Origin of the sequence: Microscilla marina ATCC 23134 (assembly GCF_000169175.1) — a bacterium.
Taxonomy (GTDB): Bacteria; Bacteroidota; Bacteroidia; order Cytophagales; family Microscillaceae; genus Microscilla; species Microscilla marina.
The window spans coordinates 198028-224608 of sequence record NZ_AAWS01000003.1; the positions used below are offsets into that span (position 1 = coordinate 198028).

The 26581-nt window shown below is 40.2% G+C and carries 27 protein-coding genes; 14 read left to right on the forward strand and 13 right to left on the reverse strand.

Annotation, left to right across the window (positions count from 1 at the left end; translation table 11 throughout):
• The first annotated feature begins 654 nt into the window (after nt 1-654).
• From M23134_RS40890 to M23134_RS03470, 12 genes are all read left to right on the forward strand, one after another.
• Nucleotides 655-1050, forward strand: a complete 396-nt coding sequence (locus tag M23134_RS40890) for a hypothetical protein (protein ID WP_157558316.1) — start codon at nt 655-657, stop codon at nt 1048-1050.
• A 1549-nt stretch (nt 1051-2599) separates the two neighbouring features.
• Nucleotides 2600-4627, forward strand: a complete 2028-nt coding sequence (locus tag M23134_RS03420) for a tetratricopeptide repeat protein (protein WP_082226513.1) — start codon at nt 2600-2602, stop codon at nt 4625-4627.
• Between the two features lie 173 nt (nt 4628-4800).
• Nucleotides 4801-5004 carry a hypothetical protein gene (locus tag M23134_RS03430; RefSeq protein WP_002693951.1) on the forward strand — a complete coding sequence of 68 codons (204 nt, stop codon included), beginning with the start codon at nt 4801-4803 and terminating at the stop codon, nt 5002-5004.
• Between the two features lie 87 nt (nt 5005-5091).
• On the forward strand, nt 5092-5829 hold the full coding sequence (locus M23134_RS03435; protein ID WP_002693953.1) for a hypothetical protein: 738 nt from the start codon (nt 5092-5094) through the stop codon (nt 5827-5829).
• Nucleotides 5830-5838: 9 nt separating this feature from the next.
• The gene (locus M23134_RS03440) at nt 5839-6660 is read left to right on the forward strand and encodes a hypothetical protein (protein WP_002693954.1); all 822 of its coding nucleotides are present in this window, start codon (nt 5839-5841) and stop codon (nt 6658-6660) included.
• A 12-nt stretch (nt 6661-6672) separates the two neighbouring features.
• Entirely contained in the window at nt 6673-6861 is a 189-nt protein-coding gene (locus tag M23134_RS03445) for a hypothetical protein (RefSeq protein WP_002693955.1), read from the forward strand.
• Between the two features lie 38 nt (nt 6862-6899).
• Nucleotides 6900-7364 (forward strand): hypothetical protein, encoded by a 465-nt coding sequence (locus M23134_RS03450; RefSeq protein WP_045112923.1) that lies wholly within the window; start codon nt 6900-6902, stop codon nt 7362-7364.
• Between the two features lie 405 nt (nt 7365-7769).
• Complete coding sequence (locus M23134_RS40895; protein ID WP_157558317.1) at nt 7770-7955, forward strand: hypothetical protein; 186 nt, start codon at nt 7770-7772, stop codon at nt 7953-7955.
• Nucleotides 7956-7965: 10 nt separating this feature from the next.
• The gene (locus tag M23134_RS03455; RefSeq protein WP_002693959.1) at nt 7966-8232 is read left to right on the forward strand and encodes a hypothetical protein; all 267 of its coding nucleotides are present in this window, start codon (nt 7966-7968) and stop codon (nt 8230-8232) included.
• A gap of 58 nt (nt 8233-8290) precedes the next feature.
• Complete coding sequence (locus tag M23134_RS03460) at nt 8291-8674, forward strand: hypothetical protein (protein ID WP_157558318.1); 384 nt, start codon at nt 8291-8293, stop codon at nt 8672-8674.
• A gap of 55 nt (nt 8675-8729) precedes the next feature.
• Nucleotides 8730-9443 carry a hypothetical protein gene (locus tag M23134_RS03465; RefSeq protein WP_002693961.1) on the forward strand — a complete coding sequence of 238 codons (714 nt, stop codon included), beginning with the start codon at nt 8730-8732 and terminating at the stop codon, nt 9441-9443.
• A gap of 76 nt (nt 9444-9519) precedes the next feature.
• The gene (locus tag M23134_RS03470) at nt 9520-10767 is read left to right on the forward strand and encodes a hypothetical protein (protein WP_002693962.1); all 1248 of its coding nucleotides are present in this window, start codon (nt 9520-9522) and stop codon (nt 10765-10767) included.
• Here the strand turns inward: M23134_RS03470 and M23134_RS03475 are convergent.
• From M23134_RS03475 to M23134_RS03535, 12 genes are all read right to left on the reverse strand, one after another.
• The gene (locus M23134_RS03475) at nt 10764-11342 is read right to left on the reverse strand and encodes a Maf family nucleotide pyrophosphatase (protein ID WP_002693963.1); all 579 of its coding nucleotides are present in this window, start codon (nt 11340-11342) and stop codon (nt 10764-10766) included. The genes M23134_RS03470 and M23134_RS03475 overlap by 4 nt on opposite strands.
• A gap of 555 nt (nt 11343-11897) precedes the next feature.
• Complete coding sequence (locus M23134_RS03480) at nt 11898-12710, reverse strand: 3'-5' exonuclease (RefSeq protein ID WP_002693964.1); 813 nt, start codon at nt 12708-12710, stop codon at nt 11898-11900.
• A 368-nt stretch (nt 12711-13078) separates the two neighbouring features.
• On the reverse strand, nt 13079-14458 hold the full coding sequence (locus M23134_RS03485) for a UDP-N-acetylmuramate--L-alanine ligase (RefSeq protein WP_002693965.1): 1380 nt from the start codon (nt 14456-14458) through the stop codon (nt 13079-13081).
• Nucleotides 14459-15083: 625 nt separating this feature from the next.
• Nucleotides 15084-16061, reverse strand: coding sequence for a CHAT domain-containing protein (locus tag M23134_RS03490; protein WP_002693966.1), 978 nt, complete (start codon nt 16059-16061; stop codon nt 15084-15086).
• Nucleotides 16062-16135: 74 nt separating this feature from the next.
• Nucleotides 16136-16513 (reverse strand): hypothetical protein, encoded by a 378-nt coding sequence (locus M23134_RS03495; RefSeq protein WP_157558319.1) that lies wholly within the window; start codon nt 16511-16513, stop codon nt 16136-16138.
• A gap of 11 nt (nt 16514-16524) precedes the next feature.
• Entirely contained in the window at nt 16525-18813 is a 2289-nt protein-coding gene (locus tag M23134_RS03500; RefSeq protein ID WP_002693968.1) for a hypothetical protein, read from the reverse strand.
• Nucleotides 18814-18950: 137 nt separating this feature from the next.
• On the reverse strand, nt 18951-19148 hold the full coding sequence (locus tag M23134_RS41715) for a hypothetical protein (RefSeq protein ID WP_002693970.1): 198 nt from the start codon (nt 19146-19148) through the stop codon (nt 18951-18953).
• 405 nt (nt 19149-19553) lie between these two features.
• A complete protein-coding gene (locus M23134_RS03510) occupies nt 19554-19889 on the reverse strand; it encodes a hypothetical protein (protein WP_002693972.1) in 336 nt (111 codons plus the stop codon).
• Nucleotides 19886-20092, reverse strand: a complete 207-nt coding sequence (locus tag M23134_RS03515; protein WP_002693973.1) for a hypothetical protein — start codon at nt 20090-20092, stop codon at nt 19886-19888. The genes M23134_RS03510 and M23134_RS03515 overlap by 4 nt, the downstream gene beginning before the upstream one ends.
• Nucleotides 20093-20128: 36 nt before the next feature.
• Nucleotides 20129-20386 (reverse strand): hypothetical protein, encoded by a 258-nt coding sequence (locus tag M23134_RS40900; protein WP_157558320.1) that lies wholly within the window; start codon nt 20384-20386, stop codon nt 20129-20131.
• Nucleotides 20387-20588: 202 nt separating this feature from the next.
• Nucleotides 20589-20777 (reverse strand): hypothetical protein, encoded by a 189-nt coding sequence (locus tag M23134_RS03525; protein ID WP_002693975.1) that lies wholly within the window; start codon nt 20775-20777, stop codon nt 20589-20591.
• A gap of 886 nt (nt 20778-21663) precedes the next feature.
• Nucleotides 21664-23307: a pyruvate dehydrogenase complex dihydrolipoamide acetyltransferase gene (locus M23134_RS03535; protein ID WP_002693977.1), complete on the reverse strand. Its 1644-nt coding sequence runs from the start codon at nt 23305-23307 to the stop codon at nt 21664-21666.
• A 377-nt stretch (nt 23308-23684) separates the two neighbouring features.
• Here M23134_RS03535 and M23134_RS03540 point away from each other — a divergent pair, with 377 nt between their 5' ends.
• Nucleotides 23685-24875 carry an aminotransferase class V-fold PLP-dependent enzyme gene (locus M23134_RS03540; protein WP_002693978.1) on the forward strand — a complete coding sequence of 397 codons (1191 nt, stop codon included), beginning with the start codon at nt 23685-23687 and terminating at the stop codon, nt 24873-24875.
• A 149-nt stretch (nt 24876-25024) separates the two neighbouring features.
• Nucleotides 25025-25273, forward strand: coding sequence for a hypothetical protein (locus tag M23134_RS03545; protein ID WP_002693979.1), 249 nt, complete (start codon nt 25025-25027; stop codon nt 25271-25273).
• Nucleotides 25274-25474: 201 nt separating this feature from the next.
• On the opposite strand, the gene M23134_RS03550 is transcribed toward M23134_RS03545, so the two are convergent.
• A complete protein-coding gene (locus tag M23134_RS03550) occupies nt 25475-25738 on the reverse strand; it encodes a hypothetical protein (RefSeq protein WP_002693980.1) in 264 nt (87 codons plus the stop codon).
• Between the last annotated feature and the right edge of the window lie 843 nt (nt 25739-26581).

A 26581-nucleotide genomic window follows, 5' to 3' on the forward strand; every position in this document is an offset into this window, starting at 1 on the left:
TTTGAACCGTCTGAGAACAATATATTTTCTTGAATTGGCACATCTTATTTTTTCCAGATCACTAAGGAACGTGATCGCCCCGTAAACGGGATTTCGGGCGTAGCCCTCAACAATAACCCCGATAAGAAATCGGGACTTTGAAGCTGTCCGGTTTAGAACAAATTAGCTTCGCAGAGCTTGAACTTCGTTCTGCGGTTCTCTTTACTGACTTTCGTTACTTTTAGCCTTTGGCAGAGCTCGGCGCAGCAGGGCTGCAGCCATCGGTTTTCGCCGTAGCTATAAAAGTGCCTCAGTCAGTCTTGAATATATGCCCTCAATCTCGACACTTATTTTGAACATGTTCCTAAACAAGTAATGATTTTTGCAAACATTCAAAAAGTCGAAACAAGTTCACGTTCAAACTGTGAGTGGAAAATAATTATTTTTATTAAAAACATAAAGTATGTAAGTTGTGTACAGAATTTTATATCTGATAACCACTTGTTTAATAAGGTCAATAGTTTGTTTTGTGTAATGAATAAAATAATTGCCTATATATTAATCGCTGCTACTAATATACATTTGTTAGGAGGGTTATGGTTTTACGTTGAAATTCAATGGCAATGTAAAACCAGGCATGCATTTTTTTTGCGAAATAAACCACGACAAAAAGATTTGACTATACTTGATTTATCAAATGAGCAGCAGCAAAGCAACAATTTTGAGTGGATAAACTCTTGGGAGATCAAGTATAAAGGAGAGTTGTATGACGTTATAAAAACTGTACAGTATGGGCAAATCACCCGTTTTATATGTGTATGGGATCAATATGAAAAATCGTTGCACCAAGCGTTAAAAAAACACGTAAACCAGCAGTTACCCACCTCTGGTGTACCCGATACTGTGGTGCATCAAATATTTAAACAGCATTGGATACACCAACCATTTTTTGCACCAGAATTATCATTTTTTTTATCAATAGAAGCTTACATTAAAGCTCATTATACCAATTACTTTACTTCGTATCAAGTCGAAGTTGATGTTCCTCCCCCCCAATTAACCTATAGATAGTTGAATGTTAAGACCATCGAAATCGAGCCAGTCTTGCCAGATTTTTCTAGACAATCTGGCAGGTCTAAATGCTTGATTTACAGTTCATCTTAGGGCATTAAAATCATCTGTAAAACTAATGAAAACTTTTGGCCCAAGGTGTAATGTATATTGTAAACCAAGTTGTTTGGTTTGGGTTTATTTTGTTGGCTGACAATTTTTAGAATAGGAAACTAATACTCCCGGCATTAGATAACTTTTGCTCGTAAAATTCCTTTTTATCAAAAGCATTTTAGGTTAAACTCAATGAAGGTACTCCGTTGAGTTCCTCACAGCAAGCTGTCTTGACGAATCGAGATTTAGCAATTAACAAGTTGGTAAACTTCTGATTATTAAGTGTTTTATGATTTTTATTGTTAGAATAAGCTAATGCTTAACCAAGTGTTGGAGATAAGATTTATTGGCCTGGTAAAGTAGCTTAAGGGGCCAAGCCTGAGCGAAGTTTGCTTTCTGAATTTCGCTATGTATTGGAACCTTAGCCACATGAGTTTTTTGCAATGAAGAAGAACAGTGTTACTCCAATAATATATCTCTAAACTTGTGGGTTAGGTGGTTTTACTCTCAGAGGAATAATAGTCTAGAGCTCTAACAAGGCTCTAGTGCACTGGGGATTAAATAAATGCGCTATTTATTCGAGGGTATTTTGTTTGCTGACGCACTTCAAAAAGTGCACAGAGTTAGTTTACAATTCCGATGTATATCGGAACCGGAGCTACGCAAACTTTTTTAAGTAAAGTCAGCGGGCTAAAGACTCCGAATAACCGAGCCTATTTCTAAATCCCGATTCATTTCATCGGGGCAGCTCTGCTGTGGCGAGCTCTGCGAAGCTAATGTAGTAGGAATTTAGTTTCCAGTGCACTAGGCTCTAGGTGCAAGGTACACCCTGTTCCCTAAGCAACTACACTTTTTATATCACGTTGATTTTTAGTAACTTATAAAAAGCGTAGTTAGAAGTGAACAGTTTTTTATTTTTGGCTCTGAAGGCAAAGTTTAATCGTAGAAGCGGATAATTGGTGTAATGGCCGGATGTTTCTATTCTTAATGTCTATTTACCTTTGACAACACCTACCAACTAAGGGCTTGTTTAAAATTAGCCAAAAGGCAGAGCCCCGAAGACAAGTTCGGGATTTAGAAACTCGCCTGCGGCTCGGTTCATTGATTAGGTCCCCGAATCAAGTTCGGGACTGTGAGCTTTTACGCGACTTTCCTGATTATATATTGTCAAACCGAACCTACAGCTGCGCTGTGGTGAGCTCAACGAAGTTAATTTAGCTAAAGCGGAGCTCGGCAGAGCATAGCTCTAGCCATCGGTTCTTCAAGATTAGTTTAAATACTAATTTTCAAAGGTGAAACAGAGCTCCGAATTTAGAAACTCGCTAAAGCTCGGTTTGACGCATCTAATCCGAAAACTCATCATAAAATCTCCTATGACTGAAAATTTAAACAAGCTCTAATATCACACGCAAGTGTAAACTACTATGCTACATCAAATATATAAAGAAGTTACATCATGATTTTACAATATTTTAACATAAACAGGGGAGTTTACAGCCTCATTTTAATGTTTTTTTGGAGTTTAAGCCTAGCCCAAAACTCAACTGTAAAGGATATAAACCAGGTATTAGAAGGCGAAACTTCTACTTTGAAAAAAGTGAAAATACTTAACAAGTGGGCAAAATCATTATTATTAAAGCATCCTGATCAAGCATTGATATATGCAAGTAAGGCACTGAAGTTGGCACAAGAAAACAACTATAGCTGGGAAAAAGCGGCGTCTTGTGAACACTTAGGGTTTGTATATTCAAGGAAACATAAGTTTGATAAGGCCATAAGCTATTACAGACAGGCGTTAGATATATTTCAGGCAAAGCAACGGTTAAAAAAAGTGGGGGAATGCTTGTACCAAATTAGTAGAGCGTATTATTACCAGGAAAAATATAAACAAGCCAAAAAATATTGCTTAAAAGGAATAGAGGTAGGCGAAAAAAGTAATGACAGCTTAACTATTGGGCGCTTGGTCAATATATCGGGGTTAATCTATGGGGCGGAAGGCAAATCAGACAAAGCCATTGCTGAATATAAGAAAGCGCTGGATTGGAAAAAAGGGGGAAAGGATACGATTGGAATAGGGCATGTATACAATAATATAGGGATAGAGTATTATAATCAAGGGCGTTATGGTAAGGCTGTAAAACTTTATGAAAAAGCGTTAAAATTTTATAGTACAAGTAAAGATAAGTCCTATGTCATTAATTTATTAACTAACCTGGGAGCATTGAGTTTAAGGCAAGGTCAAAATAAACAAGCGATAAAACGTTTTCAGGAAGTATTGGATTATTACCGTGCGAATGATATAAAAAAGAGGGCTTATCCATTGATGAATATTGGAGCGGCTTATTTAGAAGAAAAAGAATATACAAAATCTCTTCAATACTTTAAGAAGGCACTAGCAATAGAAACAAAGGCAAATAATAAAAATGGGATAATAGATATATTGCATAATATCGGAGTTGTTTATGGGAAGCAAGAGAAGTATGAACAAGCCCTGATAAAATATAAAAAAGTGTTGAGTATGTGTGGCAATAGCAAGCAGAAAGATCGAGCTTTGGCATTGATTGAGGTTGGGGATATACTCAGGATTAAAGCTTGTTATAAAGCAGCCTTTGATACTTTGCAGGTGGCTTTGCGAATTACGAAAAAATTACGGATGAGAGATGCCCAAGCACAAAGTTATAGCGCCTTGGCTAAGTTAGATTCTACTCAGGGAAACTTTAAGCGAGGTTGGGAATTTTATAAGAAGCTTATTCGGGTGAATGATTCTCTATTTAGTGAAGAAAAAAACAAACAACTACTAGAAGTACAGACTCGTTATGAAGCCCAAAAGAAAGAGCAAGCCATCAAGATCAAAAATAAGCAGATTTCTTTGTTAAAGAAGGAAAAAGAGCATGAGCGCTTGCTCAAGCGTAGGTTCATTGAGTCATTGGTAAGTACATGTGTTGTTGGCATTCTAATTATCATATTGTTGTACTCAAAAATTAAGAGCAAAAAACGCTTAATCGAGTATAATAAACAGTTGCATAAGATTGAAAATAAAAACCTGCAAAGAGAGTTGAATTTAAAACAACAACAGTTAACATCTAAGGCTTTACATATTGTTCAAAAAAACGGCATGCTGGAAAAGATTCGTAAAAATTTGCAACAAATGAATGAAAATAAAGAAAGTCCAAACCAAGAGTTAATAAAGTTGTTGCGTATGGTAAGTTCCAGTCTGAAAGCTGATCGGGAATGGGATAATTTTTTTAGTTTCTTTTCAGAGGTTCACCAAGACTTTTTTCAACAACTGAAAATAAAAAGTGAAAAATTAAGTAATTCAGAATTACGTTTGTGTGCGTTGATTAAATTGAAATTCACGTCTAAAGAAATCTCCTCTATTTTGGGCATTACTTATGGGAGCATTTCTGTGGCTCGTCATAGAGTTCGTAAAAAACTTGCGCTGTCGAAAGAGCGTAAGCTATCAGATTTTCTTGCAGATTTATAGAGCTACTCACAAAATTGCGTCAATGAATTTATTAAACGTAAAGGTTGTTTTACTCAATGTTACCCCTTGGTTTATGTAATGAAAAAATAGTCTGAGAGTAGTTTCTTGGTAACCATTTTCTTTGAAGAAGTAAGGAGGCAAAATGATGTTGTAAGTAAGAAAAGCAAATAAAATTGTTTGCCTCTTCAATATATCTGATAAAAGCTTTGTTTGAGAAGTTTAACCAAATCATCAAGACCTTCTCCAAAGACTCTCAGTTTATCATTGTTACCCACAACAAGCGCACGATGGCAAGCACCGACCTGATGTATGGTGTGACCATGCGCGAGCAGGGAGTGTCTATGGTAGTGCCGGTAGACTTACGTGGGTTGGATTAGTAAAGCATATCCCGTTTTTTTTCTCAACCTGTCTCCCTTTTTTCTCGTTTATGTGGTTATCTAAGTATCAAACCAAGACTACAACAGATGAAGCATGCTGAATTAAACGATCAGGCAAATCGCTTATGGCAAAGCTACTGGCAAAAAGCCCAAGCAGGTTTGCCCCTTTCCAACACTTTTGAAGCACAGTTTTGGGCAACTTACAAACCCTTGATTCAACAAAGACAAGTGGTGAGTGTTCAAAACAAAAACATACCAAATACTCAAAAAATATCTCGTACTACACAAGCTGAGTTGATGACAATATTTTATAAATATTGGGACAGGGCTTTTGAGCATGAAAAGGTTTTTTATGCCAAAAAAGCTGATAATATGGGTGAAGTAGTACTGGGGGGATGTGTAGCCTATGTGTTGATGGGAGGTTTGTTTGTAGCCTCTTTGGTGGTGGCTTTTGCTGGGCTTTATTCAGCATTGGTGTATACCCTGTTTGCCCTGTTGGTAGTTTGGGGGGTACAGCAGTTGATCAAACCCAATGATACCAATGTGATAGACCCATACCAACCTCCTGAAAAAAGGGTGATTGTTTCTTTAAATCATGATGCTTTGAAAGTGGCAGAATTGAATTCAGCGAGTAGGCAAGTAGTAAAAGTTTTGAAGTACGAAAACATTGATACTATGTGGAAGGTAGCAGACGGTTTTTTAGTATCGGGCAGAGATCAAGGGCAACTTATAGAGTTAAAAGTACCTTCGGGGGTGAGCATTTTTAACAAAATGTTGTTCTTTATCAGCGAGGTAGTGTCATATAACTATTTGCGCAAGCAATAAAACAAGCAGATGGAAAACATACACCAGAATCAACTAGAGCACCAAGCCGCGCAAAAGTGGCAAGAGTACGCTCAAGGGGTGGCAAAGCTTCACTCAACCCAGAAAAAACACAGTGTACAAGTGTTTTGGGCAAGTTATGAGCAACTATTGGCAAAAGCCCACCAAAGGCAATTAAAGCAACAACAAATACAAGCAACTCCACCTGTAGCCGTAGTACAAACCCAGCAAACAGCCGTAATTACTACCGCCGAACATGCGTATTTGCCTTGGGTAAAGCTCATGGTACCCTATTGGGACAAACTGCCTTTGAAGTTACAATACAGCGAGCAAATGGTGACCCCATTACAGGCAGAGCAAGAAGGTTGTGTCAATGTGACAAAATGGTTAGGACTCTTTTTAATCAGTTTAGCGGCTGTAATTACATTTTTCTTTGCTTACTACTTAGTGTCAATAGTTTGTGTGGCTATTTTGATCACTATTTTTAGTGTCAAAGACCCTGGTACTACCCGCCGAGTAGTGCCTACCCTCTACCATAGTTATGAGTTTTCGCCCGATTATATCACTTATGAGAAAAAAGCAGTATATCAAAACAGCCAATTAAAACCACGGGTAAGGCAGTTACAAATTCCTTACAAAACCATTGGTTATATATACACTGAAGAACAAGGGGTGCGCATTCAGCCAAAAAGTGGGACGAAATGGGTAGACAGCGACCGTAAGTCTCATTCTCACCTGATGATTGACCAACGCATAGTGGCTTTCAATCAAGTGGCGTCTTTTATAAGAGATGTGATCAATGCCAATTATGCAAACTGGATGAAACAACCATAAAATAAAACCATCTTGAAAGATATAGATCAAAAAGATATAGGTCAACTAGAAGAGAAAGCAGCTGGTATGTGGCAAGCATACAGAAACCAAATACCGGATTTTTGGGCAGATTATGAAAGCATACTGGCAAAGGCAAAACAAAACCAACAGGCGTTGATGCAAGCACCTGCTTTGCCCCTGATTTGGTTTGGACAGATTTGATAAGGCATTACCTGCCCAACCAGCAGAGTTTTACCTGTATGACAGAAAAACGGGTAAGTGGTTGTTTTACTTTGCTAAAGATCATGTTGTTTGTTGGTGTCTTATTATTTAGCCTGATCTTCCTGTTATTACAGGCGTTTTTGATTACGTTATTTGGGGGAGTATTGGCAGTGTTCATTGGGAGGAGTTTTGAGAGCAGAAAGCATACTGTGTATTACCGTTTTGATTTTGCTCCTAATGGTTTGACGTGTACCAAGCGAGTAGCATATAGCCAAAGCAAGCAATATGTAATTGCCGTACAAGTGCCTTATGCTACGGTGATAAATGTACGAAGAAATCAGGGGCAAACCATACAACTGGCAAGTCCACAAGGGCAGGTTTGGTACGATGCTTCCAGCAGAACCTATAACAAAGTGGTTATTCCGGCTGGTGTAGCCCAACACCCACCTATATATGATTTCTTATCGGCAGTAGCAAAATATAACCGTCAGTTAAACCCCTAAGCGAGCATGTTGTTAGGAAAGGTACTTGTTTTTTAATACTGGTCGAGTAACAATGGTTGCGTCAGCTGGACTCAGCCTTATTTTGTTGGCGTTAAGAAATTTGAGCAATGAAGCCGTAAAAACAGATCACTGTTTGAGCGAAGCGAGTTTGAGCTGTTTCGGCGGAATGAAACAAATTTTAGCAACAACAAAATACAGCTGCGGGGTTTTTGGTTACTTTTTGACCTGGAGCAAAAAGTAACGGCTCACAGATATTCGAATTATTGATTTTATAATAGTGCCTGCTGATTCGTATTCATTTGATAGGTTATGAATTGTTAGCTGTCGCTCCTACTGGTAGGTTTTTCTTATAAAAAATGAGCAACTTCGCTGAGGATTGCGAAACTTGAGGTTTCGATCGGGCGTGTGGACACTGCCCGAGGCGGAGAGCAACAAGGAATGACCATTTGGTGTGATAATGATACACCATGGTATGACAATCACCATGAACCCTACTTTCATTTGACTATTCGTCAGGAGGTGGCTTGCTTTGATGAGGTAAAACACTTTATACAAGATGTGTTGAAGGTTAATCAGGCAAGTAGCCCATAAAATAAATGGCATGAAAAAAATAGATCCACACGAGTTAGAAAACAAGGCAACTGGTATGTGGCAAATATACAGAAACCAAATGCCGGATTTTTGGGCAGATTACGAGGCGTTAATTGGACAGTCAAGGATGTTGTTTCGAAAGAAACCTATAATTGCCCCTGTGCCTATAAACCATACTGCCAAAAGGCTTATTGCCAAATATTGGGTGAAGAAGTTGCCCGAATTACATTATGTAAACATACGTCAGAGCACAATGCGGGGTGTAGCATTTCTTTGAGTTTAATTATATCATTGTTTGCGTTATCGCTGGGAGCAATTGCTTTATTCACAGGTGTTTGGAGCTTGCCATTGGGTGCATGGTGGTGGCAATGGTGGCTATCTTGATGAAAATGCTAAATTTTGCGGGCAACAAGCCAGACCAAAAGATAACCTTGGAAGTAAAAATTGTCATTGAACCACATCAGTTGGTATATCATTTCAGAGATGATCAGGCAAAGGTCTATAATACCGTCAAGATACGTTATGATTGGATAGCAGGGTTGCAAGAAGAAGGAGAAGTGGTAAGAATAGTAGGGCATAAAAAGCAAGAAACCTGGCAAGGCAACATCAAAGGGGTGTTTCATCCCGTGTTTCTATACCAAGACATGCACGAGTTTAACCATATAAAGTTCTTTTTGCAAGAGCTGGCGAGGCATCATCATCAACAGAGAATCCGTTAAAAAAAACAGGTGATGATGATAAAAACAATAAGTAGATCAAAAAAAATAATATACAATGAACAACCCAATAGAACGACCAAGCAATGCCTTGTGGCAGCAACAGTGGCAGTGTCAAAACGCCCCACGTTTTGATGAGAATTTTTGGAAGGCTTATGAGAGACTCATTAGAAGGGCAAAAGCGGTACAAAATGAGCCTAAAGATTCCACGCTCATAAAACCCGAAGATAAAATAACCCAGTTACTCACCAAGTATTGGACAAAAGTACCTAAATTTGATTATGCAGAAAGTGGCACCAGACAAGATGAACCCTTCACTGCTTTGGTTGTAATTTTTGGTATAATGGCAACGACTACTATAGTGTTGTTGCTAGGCAACTTTCATCGAATGTTGATAGAGATGACATTAGCCATTGGGCTCATTTTCATTAGTTTCCTTCCTGACAAAAATTCACTAGAAGGAGAAAATGAAAGGGACAGTCAGGTAAGGCTTGAAACGCAGCACTTGGTATATCGTTCACAATACTGTTATGGCATTAAGGAAACTACTGTATATGTACCTTATAGCCAGATAGAAACCTTGCAGCAACACAAGAAAGGAATAAAATTAGTAGGGCGAAGGGGAGAGGAAAAGTGGGCAGATGCGGGTAAAGTAGGTGTGCCTGAGATAATATTACCCTCAGCGATGGAAGGCTATGCCACTTTGTGTTTGTTTCTCAATGAGGTGGCAACTTATAACTACCAACAAAGAAAACACCTATTGTATCATTAATAAATTGCGCCTCGCCACAAACACTTACAGGTTTGGCATCGTTGCATATAAAAGAATACACCCAACAACACTCAATATGGAAGAGGCTTCTTTAAATCAATTATCTGCTATTGAGAGCAACCTGACACAAAAGGGAGATGAATTGTGGCAACAATACCCTGTGGCTAACGACGACCTTGACGCTGAAAGTTCCAGCGAAACCCCTCATTTTTGGAAGCATTACGACCGCCTGATAGACGAAGCCCGTCAGCGTCAACTGACCAAAAGTGTAGACAAAGCATTGGCATTGGCAGAAGACGTGTTTTTATCAAACCAACAACAATTCAAGTCTGTACCGATTCCTTTGGGCAAATACTTTTACAAGCCCCAGGGCTTACACCCTAAAGCCAAATTTTATGTAGGTTTGGGTGGGGTTTGGATCGTTAATTTTTTTGCGTTGGGTTCAGGATTGATCCCTACAGGAGTGCAGGGTTGGCTTACCCTTTTTCAGTTGGGCTTTGGGGTGTATATTATTATGAAGCTGGTAAACCTGTTTGCTGGCAAAACCACCAACGACATTGCCATTGAATCTAGCTATATCAGAGACAAAGCCCATCAATTGATGTTGGCACTCAAAGACATTACTGCAATAGAAGAAACCTCCCGAGGTCTGTTGGTCAAAAGTACCCACTCGGCAGGCAACCAGCAAGGGCAATTGCTTGTTCCCAAAAACACCGAAGAGTATGGCAACATTGTCCAGTTTGTGAAGCAAGTAGTAGCAGTAAACGAGCACCAGCCCAATATCTACCCCGACTTGCCCTCTATCAAAGCACATCATTGGGCAAACCCTATTGCCGAAATTAAGCATGAACGTCGTTTTATTGTACCCAAAACCGGGATGAAAGGAATAGGAGCCATGCCTTTAGAATGGACAGGGGCAATGGTAGGCGTGATAGGGGCAAGTGTTGGAGCCATTTCGTTTTTTGGTATTCCTATGTTTGGGATGGCAGGAATCTTAGGCATGATCTATTCCTTAGACCTTTTTTTCAAAAACAAACAACGTTTTGCCCTGCATCACATCCACATTACCCAAGAACACCTCGTGTATACCTTTAGCTATAACCATCGATTGCGCAACATCCACATCCCCCTCAAAGAAATATATGGTTTAAAAAGAACCCGTCGAGGCATAAAAATATTGAACCAACAAGGCAAACCGTATTGGACAACCTTGGAGTATCCACACAAAAAATACGAACCCATCATTCCCAAGAAAAACCCTCAGGCATTGCACATTCAAGTGTTTTTAGAAGAAGTAGTGGCCCACAACCGAGGGCTGGGTTAGCCCCATATCTCAGGGGCTATTGCTTTGAGTCTGGTGTATACCTTTTGCAAAGGCAAACCCACCACATTATAATAGTCCCCTTCGATGCGCTCAATGCCCACCATTCCAATCCACTCCTGAATACCATACGCCCCCGCCTTGTCAAACGGTTGATAATGTTCAATATAATAATTGACCTCTTGTGTAGTAAGCGATTTAAACACCACCTGAGTAGTTTCGGCAAAAACTTCGTACTTATGTTGGTAATAAATACAAACCCCTGTTACCACCTCATGCGTGTTGCCAGAAAGCGCCAGCAACATTTGTTGGGCATGCGCCTTGTTCTGAGGTTTGCCCAATATTTTATGGTCATGAATTACCACCGTATCGGCAGTAATGATCAACTCATGCGGTTGGACATCTTTCTCAAAAGCTTGAGCCTTAAGGCGCGCAAGGTATTGAGCGGCCTCATGTGGTGGTTGAGCATCGCCCACCGACTCATCTATAGGTTTGGTACGTACCTCAAAGTCAACCCCCAACGACGCAAGTAACTCTTTGCGGCGAGGCGAACCAGAAGCTAAAGTGATTTTTATCATATTTGTGAGTTAGTCGATAGTTGTTAGTCCGGAGTCGGTAGCACCTACCTGGTTTCGTTATTGGTGTTTAGCCCTTAGGCTAAAAGCTTGAAGCTGTAAACTCTCCCGACTTCCATCTACCGATTTTATAAACCGCTAAAAATCAACGTTCTATAAAATCGGTAAGTTGCTTGTAGAGCAGCGTCAAACTTGAAGCTTGTCGCTAAAAGCACCGATATTCATCAGTATCTAAGGACTTGAAGCTGTAAACTCTCCCGACTCCCAATTTTTAACTAACAAATTCATAAGCCACTGAAAGTAAGCATACTATGAATTTGTTAGTTGCCGATGGAACAGGGTGTAGCACCGATATTCATCAGTATCTAAGGGCTCGGAGCTGTAAACTCTCCCGACTCCCAATTTTTAACTACGCTTTTTATAAGTTGCTAAAAATCAGCGTGATATAAAAAAGTGGTTACCTGTGGAACAGGGTATAGCACCGATATTCATCAGTATCTAAGGGCTCGGAGCTGTAAACTCTCCCGACTCCCGACTATGGACTCCCAACTAACTAATCTACTTCTTATTAAACTTTCGTAACTTAATTTCAGTCAGCTTACGCTTGGTATCCAAAGCAAAATCGCCCTTCATCATCCAGTCATAATAACCGTGTTCACGCTCCAGCACCCACTCTACAGGCTTGCCCTTAAACTTACCAAAGTTAAATACCTCTTGCCCCTTGTCGTTAAACACCATACGCCCGGCAAAGTCTACAATCTTGTCGTTAACCAACTCATGCAGCTTGTTTACATCATTGTGTACAGGCACAAAAGAATTGCCCTCCTTGTCTTTGATCTCTACCCCTTCGTAATGGTGAATTTGGGCGTTGAGCACCTCAAGTGTAGCCACTGTATCAGCCTCGGCAGTGTGGGCATCTTCTAGGCTCTTGTTGCAATAAAACTTATAAGCCGCCGTAAGCGTGCGAGGCTCCATCATAAAGAAAATCTTTTGGGCATCTACCAGTTTGCGGTTATTCACCGAAAAGTCAACCCCTACCCGCAAAAATTCTTCTACCAACACAGGCACATCAAAACGCACAATGTTGTAGCCGGCTAAGTCGCAACCCTCTAAAAACTTCACCAAATTTTTGGCAATGCTCTTAAAAGTAGGTGCATCCTTTACGTGTTCGTCATAAATGCCATGTACCAAACTAGATTCAATCGGAATAGGCATTTCAGGGTTAATCTTCTTTACATCTTTTTCAATTTCACCATTAGGCAGTGCTTTTATAAAAGCCCACTCTACTATACGGTCTTTGGCGATATTGGTACCAGTTGTTTCTAAGTCGAAAAAAACCAAAGGGTTTTTAAGGTTGAGTGTATGTTGCATAAATTTATAGCTTCACCTGATTTGTTTGCTTCAGGTTGATTTTTATTTAATTCTATTTTTATCTTAGTAATGGACAAAAAATAATCTTTCGATTTGGGAAATGACCTTTACTACTGATACTTCGTTATTTTTATTGCTCGTAGCGCTGCTACGAACGCAAAAACCGATAGCTGCAGCTTGCTGCGCTGAGCTCTGCCAAAGGCTAAATGCCTCGCCTCAGTGGTAAATCTCTATCTCCAAATGGATACCTTATTTTTCAACCATTACTTAGCGACAAGCAACCAGCTGTAGGCAACAAGCTTTGCCTTCAACTGTTTATCAACTTGCTGATTACTTGTAGCTTATCGCTTGCCACCTGTAGCTTATCGCTAGTTACTCACAATCTCCTCTGCCAGCAGCTTAAGGTCTAAATTATCAAAATTGCCCGAACTCATCATGAGCAAGTTGGTAGCATCCCAGGACTGAGCGTGCAGAAAGTCAACCAATTGAGTTGACTGATCAAACACCGTCAGATTGCTTTGCCCAAAGGCTGCCTTGATGTCATCGGCATTAATAGTCTCTAGTTTCTTAAGCGCAATTGCCTCAGGGTTAAAAAACACCACTGCTGTATCAGCTTTTTGCAAAGCGTTGTGGTATTGTCCCAAAAAATCTTTATTCAAACTACTAAAAGTATGTAGCTCCAGACAAGCCACCAGATTCCGGTCGGCATATTGCTTTTTCAACGCCTGAGTAGTGGCCGTTACCTTAGAAGGCGCGTGGGCAAAATCTTTGAACACCGCCTTGTCATTGTTTTCCGCAATCTTTTCCATTCGGCGCGAAGCCCCCGTAAAAGATGGAATCGCCTCATAAAATTGAGCTTCACTCAGGTTCAACTGCAGGCACATTGCCTTGGCTACTGCCAAATTTTGCATGTTATGGTTGCCAAACAGTTTTACCTTTACCTCTCCGTGTTGTTCGGTCAGTAGCACCGTTTGGTTGTCTACTATTTTATGGGGATGCTCTTGGTAAGGTGTCTGGGTGATGCCTTTTCTAGGTTCACGGCAGATGGCAGCTACTCGAGGGTCTTGGGTATTAAAAAACAGCTTGCCTCCGTCTACAAATGTATCAGCAAACTGAGCAAACACCTGAGTGTAGGCTTCAAAAGTCTTAAAAATATTGATATGATCCCAGGCAATGCCCGTGATACAACCTATATGTGGGCGGTAATGCAAAAACTTAGACGTACGGTCTATGGGTGATGACAAGTACTCGTCGCCCTCTATAATTGCCACTGGAGCATCAGCCGTTATTTTTACCGTAGAGTTATACCCCGCCAGTTGTGCCCCCACTATGTAGTCGCAAGGCAAGCCATGGTATTTAAACACGTGCAAAAGCATCGCTGTAATGGTGGTTTTGCCGTGGCTTCCGCCTACTACTACCCTTTGCTTATCAGCAAAACTCTGGTAGATGTACTCAGGGTAAGAGTAGATTTTGATACCCATGTTCTGGGCTTTTTTTAGTTCAGGATTATCAGGACGGGCATGCATGCCCAAAATCACAAAATCGGTTTGATCGGTGATTTTTTCCGGAAACCAGCCAAACTCATCAGGCAACAAACCATGTTGGGCAAGCTTGCCCTTCGAAGGGTCAAAAATATAGTCATCCGAACCACTTACCTGGTGTCCCCTTTGGTGCAACGCAATTGCCAGATTATGCATGACGCTTCCACCAATGGCAATAAAATGTATCTTATTTACTGTTTTGCTCATGTGCCATAAGAATGAAATTCAAATATAAGAATTTTTTGTTTGCACTATAGACGAGCGGTTTTAAAATAAATGAGGCGGGTGACAATGCGGGAGTTTGTGATACCCTCATTGTTTTAGCTGTTCCGAAGGGCACTCGAAACCCCTAAAAATAAGTAGGGCTTTCTTATAACAATAGTCCATAGCATTTAGTCCGTAGTCCATAGCTGATTCGAGTAAATGTTTACCTTGTGAACACTTGAAAACCTGTAGTTTATGATAAACCTGTATACTCGTCTTATTTTTAAGTGGGTTTCAGTTTTACACCTACACACGCATTTAAAGAGTTTTTAAATTCATAAGCACCTGATCGTTAGTAATCAACTTTGACTAAAATCACTGCGGAGTATTGATTTCCAAAACTTGATTTTTAATCAAAATTCTGAAAATGCAACCCTAAAGTCAAAGATTAAATTAGAAAAAATCCGGATACAGTTCTGCTTACAGCTCCGAGCTTGTACTCGGAGGATTTAGAAACTCGGTTTTCGAAAACACACGCGCTTTAGTTTTTAAGCGCAGCACAGCAATTGAACAAAAACAACAAACAGCTACGCCTCGCGCCATTCGTAATTAAATAAGGTTCGTAATTCTAAAGCTCTTCTTTTGCCTCCTCCAATATTTTGCTGATGGCTTTTGCGATGTCAATCACTTGCTGTTTGTAGTCATTTTCATTGACTAAGCCTTTATGATGATTGAGCTTTAGGCTGTGATAACTTCCAGAAGTGATAATCACTTGTTGCTCGTAGGCTTGATCATACAAGTTATGTTTTACCAACAACTCTTGAGTCATCGTCAGGGCTTTCTTCAACTTAGCTTTGTCGAGGCACTTTTTTATCTTGATTTCTTCTGCCAAAAATGCTTGTTGCTCGGCAGATGGTTGTCCATTTGCTTGGTGGTTGGGTGCTTGAACCAACCTAAAATTTAGCGCTTGTTCGTCAAGAAAATAGAGTCCCCAATCAAACCCTTCGTCTTCGAGCTTTGCGTGAGGTGAGTCCTCAACCTTGCTCCATCGCTTGGGGGCTTCTGCCAATCGTGTTTTTTTGCTTACCTCTTCAGCCGCTTCAATAAAGTTTTGAGCACTGGCAAAGGCTTCCTGTATGGAAGCTCCCTTCGCTAGGTTTTTATAAAAGTATTGGGCAAATTTTGCCGCTTTTGCATCACTTATATTCACCTTTGCCGCAATCACCACCTTTAGCCCCAAATCAAACAATGCGTTTACATGGGCATAGGTAGAACAACCATTCAAAAAGATTAACTTGAGCGACGTTGGATTTTTTTGGCTTAACTCGTTTGCCAAGGGGTAAAAAAAAGCCGCTTTGTCTTGCAACCTCAACCCTTGCCAGTTGGCGTGCCCTCCAAAGTGAAAGATAGTTACTTGGTTTTTCAAGTTTTGCAGGTATTCAAAATAAGCAGGTAAGTCTAGCCCTGACCGACTAAAGTGCCTGAGTACTCCTCGAGTCTCCAAGGAGGCTAACTCGTCTTGCATGGCGTTTTTTTCTTTGTTGAGGCTTGGCAGATTTTCGTGTGGATCGGCAAAAGCGGAAAAAATAACGGTGTTTTTGTTCATTTGGGTGGTGGTTTAAGGGCTTATTAAAACTTGCGTAAATGATCACGCAAGTTTTAAATTGTTTTCTAGAAGGGTTATTTATGATTATTCACGTTTCCTTTCACGCTCCCAAAAACCATGTTGCTGTCTCCAGTTACTTGTATATTGTTTTCGGTTTTGCCTGCCTCGTGGTTTTTATTTTTAGCCTCTTCGGGCAATTTCAAGTCTTCTTCTTCCATTATATCTACCAAACCCAAAATAGCCTCCATGATGTTTACATGGGTAATACTGGCATCGTTCCAATCTATAGTTCCCTCCCTTAGTTGCTTTTGTAACAAGGTAAGCCTGCCCGATTGTAGGATGGCTTCGTTGAGCATATCGTGCGCCAACAATAGCTCTTTTAACGCACCAATGGCGGTATCTAAACGCCCTTGCCCTACCAAACGTTTGATTCTTTCGAGTGGTTCTTTCATGTCCTTCATCATTACATTCCAGTGAGTTTTGCGAATAAACCAACCAATGGGAAGCAACCTTTTTTTGAGGTAAGGCTTACACCCGCCAACTTGCTAAACCGCCCTTTTAAATCTCGCAAATTTTCTTGCTTTGTCAGAATCTCTTGCCTTTGCTGTTTTCGTTTTTTCTTGTCGTGCCTATCCAAGTTTCTAATTTGGACGCTATAGTCTTGTATTTGCTTTTCCCACCCCTCGATGAGGGCAAGTTTTTGCTCCCGATTGGCATATTGCACAAACAACTCTACATACTTTTGGCTGGCGGGCTTGTTCCCCTTTACTGGTTCTTGTGGTGTTTCTAGCGAGGTGAGTTTTCTAAACCAAACTTCTGTCAGAATAGCACGGGCTTTGTCAATCACTCGACAAATATTTTTTTGATCAACACTCAATACATTTCCCTGCTTGCTGCCATCGTGTTTGATGTCTCTCAGGGGCAAATATTTAGATCGGTTGTGGTAGCCTATTTCTAACCTGGAGTTAAACAGCCAACTTGCCAAGAGGTGAGGGTTGACGTGGGCGAGCAGGTTAAACTCATCGAGCTTATAAAAACCCCAATAATCAACAATGAAGGAAAGAGAATAGCTCTCGATGCTGGTTTGTGCCTCTTTTTGTTCCCACGGGGTTGTTTTTTCGCTTTTGGGCAACCACTCGCCTATGCCTTCCTCAAGAAAGTCGTACAAGTCTTGGGCATTTTCTTGGTAACTGTCCGCCAACCGCAACAAGAGATAATATGCTATGTTTTTTGTCTCTTTTTTGCCCAATCCCATCATCAGTTCAATCCAACGGTACTTGTCAAAGCCTTCCATTGCCTTCAGCTCAAAAGTAATGTCTGCCAACAAGTTGCGCGGGGTTTTATTGATCTCATAGCGGTAGTCGAGGTGTTCGAACAAGAAAAACTCTATGCGTTCGGTCAACAGCATATTGTCTAGCTTGAGCATGGCATAAGTAAGCTCCACCAAAAACAGGCGAAGGGTAGAGACTATGTCGGTTGGGGAGTCTTCATTGGTAGCAAAAGACTTGAAAAGACTTGATACTTTGTGCAGTAGTTTGGTGCCGTAAAAATGGGGATCGTTTTTGGCAAGTTCGCAAGAAATCTGGATAAAATACTCAATGGTTTGGTCGGAGGTATCGGGGGCAAAAGGCAACCCAGAATTTACCAAATTGTCGAACTGTTCGAGCAAGAAAAAAGGCATTTTACTTTTGAAATAATGTTTGTAAGCCTCCCTATCTCTAGCATCGACAAAATCTACCTTTTGCAAATCGTTCTCTTGCTCTATGGCAAGCCCACACGCTTCGAAAAAATCGTCGGTTTGTTGCTCCCACAAATAAAGCAGGCTTCGGGTCCTGAGGGCTTCCGTGCGCTTGAGTATTTCGTCCTTGTCGCTCATTTCGCGGGTAGCATCCGTCAATATTTCGTCCTTTTTTTCAGACAACAACACATCTACTATTTTTTTAAACTCTTTGGGGCTGGTGCGAGGAAAAAACGTAGCTACATACAATATATATTTAAATACAGAGTGGTTCTTGTCGTATAGCTTTGAGTAGTCAAAGGCTGATATAAACTCTTGAATGGTGTTGATAGGGGGCGAAGTATCCCAAAAATGAAAACTAAAATTGCCCTTTTTTTGGTTGGTAAGCGTTTGTACTTGTCGTGTGTCGTTGAAATAGCAGATAATGGTCAAGTTTTTTGCCCTTAAGGTATTTCTTATCTCAATGGCGCCTTGTTCGGGCATTTCTACTATAGATTTGAGAAAGGTATCCGACGCTTTGTTTTTGGTAATGTCAATGGCTACCAAGGCATTTTGGGGAAAGGCTTCTTCTGTCACCGAATCGAGGTAAATGTTGCGTTGGGCGTTGTTTTTACCCCAAAACGATAACCAACGATGTTCTTGAGGAGCATCAGGCTCATATTTTTTTATAATGTTGTGCAATGTTGCCACCACATTGCTACCCGACTTGCCTCCCAAAAAAATAATTCTTTCTTGATACATCTCGGCAAGGGTTTGCTGCAAAGCCTCCTCGTTCATATACAAAGGTTGCACGTTTTCTTGCAGGGTAAAATTTTCGGTAGGGTCTTTAAAAACTTCTTTTTCTTGAGGCATTCCAGCGGCATAAATGGTTACATCGCCGCCCACTTCGCCAAAACTGGTGTTTTCATTGCCAGTTGCCGACACATTGTTTTGCTGATGGGGAGTGTTGTTTGTGATTACTTGGTTGAGGACTTCCTTTGCCTCATTTTTTTGAAGATTTTTAACTAAGTTCATTCAATAATAGGTTAAGTGATGTATTGTAATATTGATGAACAAATGTATCGTCTTTGGGCAAAGGGTTTGCCCTCAATACTGAGGGTTTTTGCCTCCTCAAAACTAAGGAGGCGAAGGGGTGGTTATCTGCTGGTGACCTAATTAAAATACTTCTCAAACGTTTGCTTCAACCGTTCATTACCTAACACTATCCAACGTTTGAAAGAAGTAAAGGCTGAACCCTTGTCTAAGTGTTGGCGAATTTTTCTATCATAATAAGCCATATCTTCAGCATTGTTAACATCATTGAAATACTCAACAAGTAAGGTCTGAAATTTTATTATTTCTTCAAGCAAACATTCCCTCAAGTTATCTGACTCAATGCTTTTAAAGGGCTTTCTTATAAAAATCTAATGCTCTTCAACCAGTTCAATAATGCGTTAAAATCATCCTGAAAAACCTCTATTTGTTCAATATAGTTTTTCACCGTTTTCTTCTTTAATAATTTGATAGTCAGTGTTCTAAGTTCGGTAAAAAGCATTTGGATAGTTTTTTCTTTGACCTTAGTTGATCTTCTTTGAGAGTTACATCTCTAAGGAATGGTGAGAAATTAAATTACCATTCTTGAGGTAGAGGTTTTGTTTTGAGACGAGGCTATTTTTTGCGCCTATAGCAGCGCTACGGGCAATAACCGATGGCTACAGCTACGCTGTGCCGAGCTCTGCCAACGGCTAAAAATAACGAAGTATCAAGGCGAAAAATCACCTCTCAGAGTGTAAATTTATTTTTGAACAATTCCTAAGGTGGTTATTCACCTCGACACTCCAATGATTTCTTACTGCATCAAATATACCTTCCTTTTCTGTTTCATTAGATATATAATAACTTACTTCGCTACTTATTTTTGCATTTTTTTGATTGATACGGGTTCTTTGAACTTTTACTAGGCTTTTAAAGGCTGTCTCATCCCAACGTGGATCAAAATCTTGCTTAATTATGTCATATAACCAATATTTTCTTTGCTCAACTCTCCCATGATTGAAGTCAAAAGTTGTTTTTTGATCTATTGCTGGAAACTCTTTGGCGTAATCAGTCATATCAGCGAGCAATATTGATTGTTTTTTTTAAGTCCAATTAAAAAGATTCCTCCTGCCTTAGTGATGGTTTTGGTAGTATCAGGACAAAGCTGTAAAGCATCCAAAGTAATTTTTTGACTTGCAAGATCATTTTTAGAAAGTAAAGTACATAAAGCAGGTATTTCACTTTCTTTTTGCCCATCATAGTAATTTTGGGCGATCACTTCTCCTGAATGATGGTTAACAATTTGAACTACCGCCTATCCTCGTTTTTTACCTGATTCAATACTTCCGCGTAACTCTTTACCATCACCACTAAACCATTGCTTTTCCGCAGGGTCTAAACGAAAGTTATAATGCGTAAATAACAGGTAGTCAAATACTTCCATATCTACTTTTTGTAGTAAAATAGGTAGATGAGAACGAGAAACTACTGGGGGTTCTGGTATACCCAAAAAAGTACATAAAGCAGAATGGGTGTTGACCATAACTACGATGAATACTTGAAAGAACTCCATCTCTTTTGCGAAGTATACCTAATAATACGCCTAGCAAAACAAAAGCTAGGTTATGTACTTTGCCACGAGTATCTCTAAGATCTAAAGCTGGACAATTTTGCATTTCTTCATAAAAACTTTTTCCTTTGGCTAACATGAGAGTAAGGGTTGGTTGTAATTGAGGTTGTGTCGTAACTCCAATTTTACAACTTTTTCCTTACTCTCATTTTTTATAAGAAAGCCCTTTATTTTCAGGTTGGGTCATCCGCTGATTATAAGCTTGCACTGCCTGAGTAGCAGATGATAAATGGGGCGATGATAGTTTGGCAGCAGAAGTTGGCACCTGATGGCGGATGTTATTACCTTTAGAAATAACCCCTTCAGTACTTGTTTTTTCGGAGGATTTTGACATAGATCGTAGCTTTTGATAGTATGCCTAAAAATAAGAAAAAACGAAGGTTTTTCCTGTTTTGCCAAATAATTTATCTATAAATAAAATAATAGTCTAAAATGCCCAAGCATTACTTTTATTTGGCGAAGATTGTATGTTATACTGTTTGGCTAGGTTGAGCTACCAAAGTGAAAAGCGTTGGAGCACTGAAAAATAAATTTCACAAAAATATTTAGAGAGGGTATCAAATGACTTCTTGTTATCTGGGGTGGTGGCAGTAAGCCCACAAAGTATAGCATTGATCGCTCAAACAGGCAACCATGTTAAGCACTCGTTTCTTATATTTGCAATGAAGCGAATGACTAATCAGGTTTGTCTGATGATAAGTAAAACGGAAAAAATAAAATGAGCCAAACCGATGGCTACAGCTTTGCTGTGCCGAGCTCTGCCAACGGCTAATTTGGTGCAATATTTTAGTTTTAGGCGATTGAAAAAAAAATTGCATAGCCAAAGCTATGGACATATTTTTTCAAGAAGTCTGGGGCTACAAGATTAGTCAAATGGCTCAGGTTATTTTAGTAGTTTTACTTAAGGGGAGGTTTGTGTGTCTATCAAATAAAAAACCACTTCAATATAGAAGTGGTTTTCCTATGAAACACTATGAAAAAAACTAAACTCATTATTTATCAGTAATAACTAACTTATGGGTGCCTGCATTGTGTTTGGAAACACAAATAGCAGGTAGACAAATATACACGATTTTTTTTGTTATCCAAAAGTTAGCCCATGAAGTTGATCAGCCCAACTTGTAGCTTATAAGTATTAGAACAAAAGTAGGTTTGGACTAACAAATTCAGTAAATACATTGATTGTTAGACCTTTACAACTACTTGTTGCTAATGGCTGCTTATACCAACATCATATAAGGGTTTTCAATCATTTGTTTCAATGTTTTGAGAAACGAAGCTGCCAAAGCCCCATCTACCACGCGGTGGTCAGACGATAGCGTAACTTTCATGATATTTCCTACCTCTATTTGCCCTTCATCGTTTACTACCGGAGTTTGTTTGATTCCCCCTACTGCCAATATACAAGAGTCGGGTGGGTTAATGATAGCCGTAAAATCTTCTACGCCAAACATGCCCAAGTTACTTACCGAGAAAGTACTCCCTTCCCAATCGGCAGGTTGTAGCTTTTTGTCTTTAGCTTTGCTTACCAAGTCTTTGGTGGTAGTAGCTACTTGCGAGAAAGTGAGGTTATCGGCAAAACGAACCACTGGCACAAACAAACCATCTTTTACTGCTACTGCCATCCCTACGTGGATATGGTTGTTGTAACGAATCTTGTCTTCTAACCAGTAGGCATTGATTTTTGGGTGCTTTCGAATCGCCAAAGCCGATGCTTTGATAATAATATCGTTGAACGATACCTTTACTGGAGATACTGCGTTGATCTGCTTGCGGGCTTTCATAATGGCATCCATTCTTATTTCCATGGTTACATAGAAATGAGGCGCCGTAAATTTGCTTGATGCTAAGCGTTTCGCAATGGTTTTGCGCATTTGCGATACATTGATCTCTTCGTAGCTTTCGGTGCCCACTGGAGCAGTTGCCACTGCCGAGTCCTGAGCGGCAGGTTGAGCAGCTGGAGTAAAGTTTTCAATATCCCTTTTAATGATTCTGCCATGATCGCCGCTGCCTTGAATCTGACCAATGTCGTAACCCTTTTCGTTGGCAAGTTTACGCGCCAAAGGCGAAATCTTGATACGTCCGTTGCTGTTGGCGTTGTTGCTGGCATGTGCAGCTGCTTTATTAGGAGGGGTAGGTGTTTTAGGTGCCGAGCCATTGTTTGAGGTAGCAGGCTTAGGAACCGATGCAGAAGTAGTAGGTTTGGCCTCTTCCTGAGCATTTCCGCCCGCCTTAAACTGGTCGACCAATGCCTGATAGTTGGCTCCTTCTTCGCCTACTACGGCAATCAAACCATCTACTTTTACACTGCCACCTTCTTCTACTGCCACATACAACAAGGTTCCCTCGTCATAAGCTTCCAGTTCCATTGTTGCTTTGTCAGTTTCTACCTCGGCAATAATGTCACCTTCCTGAATGTTGTCGCCTACCTTTTTGAGCCAGCTTACAATCACCCCCTCTTCCATGGTGTCACTCATTTTAGGCATGGTTACCACAGTAGCATTGTCTACAGTTACTTCAGTAGTTGTTGGAGCACTGGTAGTTTCATCAGCAGGAGCAGATTCAGTTGCAGACGAACTTGCCTGCCCGTTTCCGTTTTCTTCCAACAAAGGCTTATAGTCTTCGCCAGGTGCTCCCAATATAGCCAATAAGCCATCTACAGGAACAACGCCTCCGTCTTCTACAGCAACGTACAACAAAGTACCCTCGTCGTAAGACTCAAGTTCCATTGTAGCTTTGTCAGTTTCTACCTCGGCAATGATGTCGCCTTCTTGTATAGTGTCTCCCACTTTCTTTAACCATTTGGCGATAACCCCTTCTTCCATGGTATCGCTCATTTTAGGCATGTGGATGATTTGAGCCATATTATTTTATTTGATTTATAACCAGGCACCTGGTGTTGATTGTGTAGATATTTTTGTTATTTAAGTCAAAAATAAACGTATTATTCACATAATCAAAATTAATTTGGAGCAGGGCAACGCTTTGGGCAGATTCAAGAGAATCAAACCAGTTAAAATAAAATAATATAAAGAGCCAGTAGTGCTATTTTTCTTTTTTAAATTCAATTTGTAGTATTTTTGATAAATTGCTTACCTTCATTTGCCCAAAAAGGGGGATGAGTGCCACTAATATTCTGTCAACTTACTTGGGTCAATTTTGTACCATATTGAGTTATAAATGTTTTACCTGACTCAAACTATTCAATTATATGTTGATTACACCATAACAATCATTACTTATGAAAAACCTTACGTGTCAAAAACATTTGTTTTCGTTACCCAACGAGATAAGTTACTTCAACAATGCGTATATGGCACCTTCGCTCAAGGCGGTAAGTGCCGCCGGAATAGCCGGAGTTGAACAAAAAAACCGACCTTATGAAGTATTACCTACTCATTTTTTTGAAGACACTGAAGCACTGCGTGCCGAATATGCCCGGTTGATCAATGTGACCGACCCTCAACGTATTGTAACCATTCCATCGGTTTCGTATGGCATAGCCAATGCCGCCCGTAATATTGATTTTGAGCCAGGCGACGAAATCTTATTGATAGACGAGCAGTTCCCCAGCAATGTGTATGTATGGCAAAGATTGGCCAAAGAGCAAGCGTTGTCTATAAGAGTAGTGGCACCACCTGAAACCAGCGAACATAGGGGAAAAGCCTGGAATGAACGCATCTTAGCTGCCATTAGTCCTCAAACCAAAGTAGTAGCAATGGCACAGGTACATTGGGCAGATGGTACCCTGTTTGACCTTGAGGCCATCCGTCGGCGTACCCACGAAACCAAGTCGTTGTTGATTATAGACGGTACCCAATCGGTAGGGGCTTTGCCTTTCAACGTGGCCACTATTCAGCCCGATGCCCTGGTGTGTGCCGGATACAAATGGTTGATGGGAGGGTACTCGTTGGGGTTGGCTTATTACGGCGAATACTTTGATCAAGGTACCCCTATAGAAGAAAACTGGATGAATCGTCACGAGAGCGAGAACTTTGCGGGCTTGGTCAATTATCAGGAAAAATACCAGGAAGGAGCGTTACGCTACGAAGTAGGCGAACATAGCAATTTTATTCTTATTCCTATGCTCAAAGCCGCCATTACTCAAATCAACGAGTGGGGGGTAGCAAATATACAGGCGTACACCCAAGCACTTACGCAAGCCATGGTGACCAGGTTAAGGGTAAAAGGCTGCTGGATAGAGGACGAAAACCACCGTGCAGCCCATATCATAGGTGTACATTTGCCCAACGGAGTAGATGTAGCGCACGTCAAAGACCTCTTGACGAGTCAACAAGTGTATGTGTCGGTGAGGGGCCACTCTATTAGAATATCAAGCCATGTGTACAACAACGAAGAAGACATTCAAAAACTATTGACTTGTTTTGAGCAGGTGCTTGACTCAAAAGCAGCAACAAGCACTGAGCGATAAGCCGCAAGTGAACTTAAATTGTAGCAACTGTTGCGTGTATACCCTTGTTCCAATGAGGCGAAGAATGTCTTAAAGTGGCTTACTTTTGATTCAAAACATTGTGTATCACGCCTCAACAGCAAAGCCATATAAATCATAACCATAAGACCATGTTTGGAAAATTTTTTAAAAAGAAAAAAACGAAAAAGAAAGAGTCGCCACCGTTGGTAGACCTTGAGCAACGCCCTTTGCAGGAAGGAGATATTGTAGAAGCATTGCGTTATGATTTGGGTGAAGCCAAAATAATCATTGCCGAAGACAACCTGTATTATGAATCACTGGCTACTGGCAAAAGGGTAATATGGGTAAAAATGATAGATGCTGCCACCCAATTTCAAAAAGTAAGAAAGCTAGGATAAATAGCTCCGCTGGTGAAATTCGACAGACTCCGGGTCAAGTTCGACTCATGGCTCCGAGCTTGCGCCCAGCGGAGTAAATTCAAGGTTATCTATTTGTTTTTTGCAAAAACAGGAAGTTTATAAATACCAATAGACGCTTACGCCATTATGAAGAGAAGTGGAACATCTCCGCTCTAAAACCATAGCGTCCTCCAACTATGGCTATTTTCCCATTTTGCGCTTTAGGTTACTCAAGTCACTTTCTATATCCAGTTTTCGAAACTCTTCGTTGAGCGCTATTTCCTCCTCATCTATATCATACTCCAACATCAAGCGAATAATTTCAGTTTCAGCCACTTCTATGTTTTGCATTTGGGCTATTTCGGTAATTTTAGCTGCCAGTTCGCTCCCCACTATAGAGGCAATCTCATAACCTTGTTTTACCATAGCTACCAAAGTATTAAGTATTGTGCGTTGGTCTGCCATTGCATATATCGTTTTTTGTTGATCAAATAGGTTGTTGAGTGAAGTTAGGCAAATTCTGTCATTCTTTGCACTTTTGGGGCTAAAATTTGGGTGTTTCTTATGATTGAATAGTTCAGTTGAGAATCACCAAGTTTGAAAAAAGTGTTGTGGCAAAAGTAAATCTTAAAATTGTATATTTTGAGAACTTGGTAAAACTATCGTAAGCATTTGATAATCAATACATTTTTAGTATGTTAGTTTATTTTGTTAACTCTAAAAGTGCTTGAATACCAGCGTCTTTCTTTCCGCCTTAGTTTGTTAGCGTTAATAAGTTTATGCAATGAAGCCGTTAAAAACATATCACTGACCGAGGTTACGAGGGAACGTTTGAGCTGTTTAGGCGTAATGGAGTAAATTTTAGCGGTCAAACTCCAGCGGCGGGGTTTAGCCGAAAAGGCAGAGCTTGCCCAAAAAGGGCTTCGGTTTGGTTCCTTTTGACCTGAAGCAAAAGGAACGGCTGTTGAGGCTCACCAAACTTAGTTTTATTCCAAAATATTGCTGATTATGTGGTAAAAATGACTTTTGCCAAGTTTTCAATATATTTATCATGGGGCAAATGACATGTCTTTGCTTGATCCAATAGACCAGGTTATTTTCTTACCTCTAAGGAATATCAATATTACACATACTCGTTTTTCCAATTATTTATTGGGTAAAATTAAGTAAAACCTGATGAATTATCCTTAGGTGAACGATTTTTTCCGTTTTTTTAATTTTCTTTGAAACTATCCTACATTAGCAGGCACTTTAGTTGTGGGTGTTATAAGTATTCACTCACCAGTGAGTGTAATTAATATACAATGA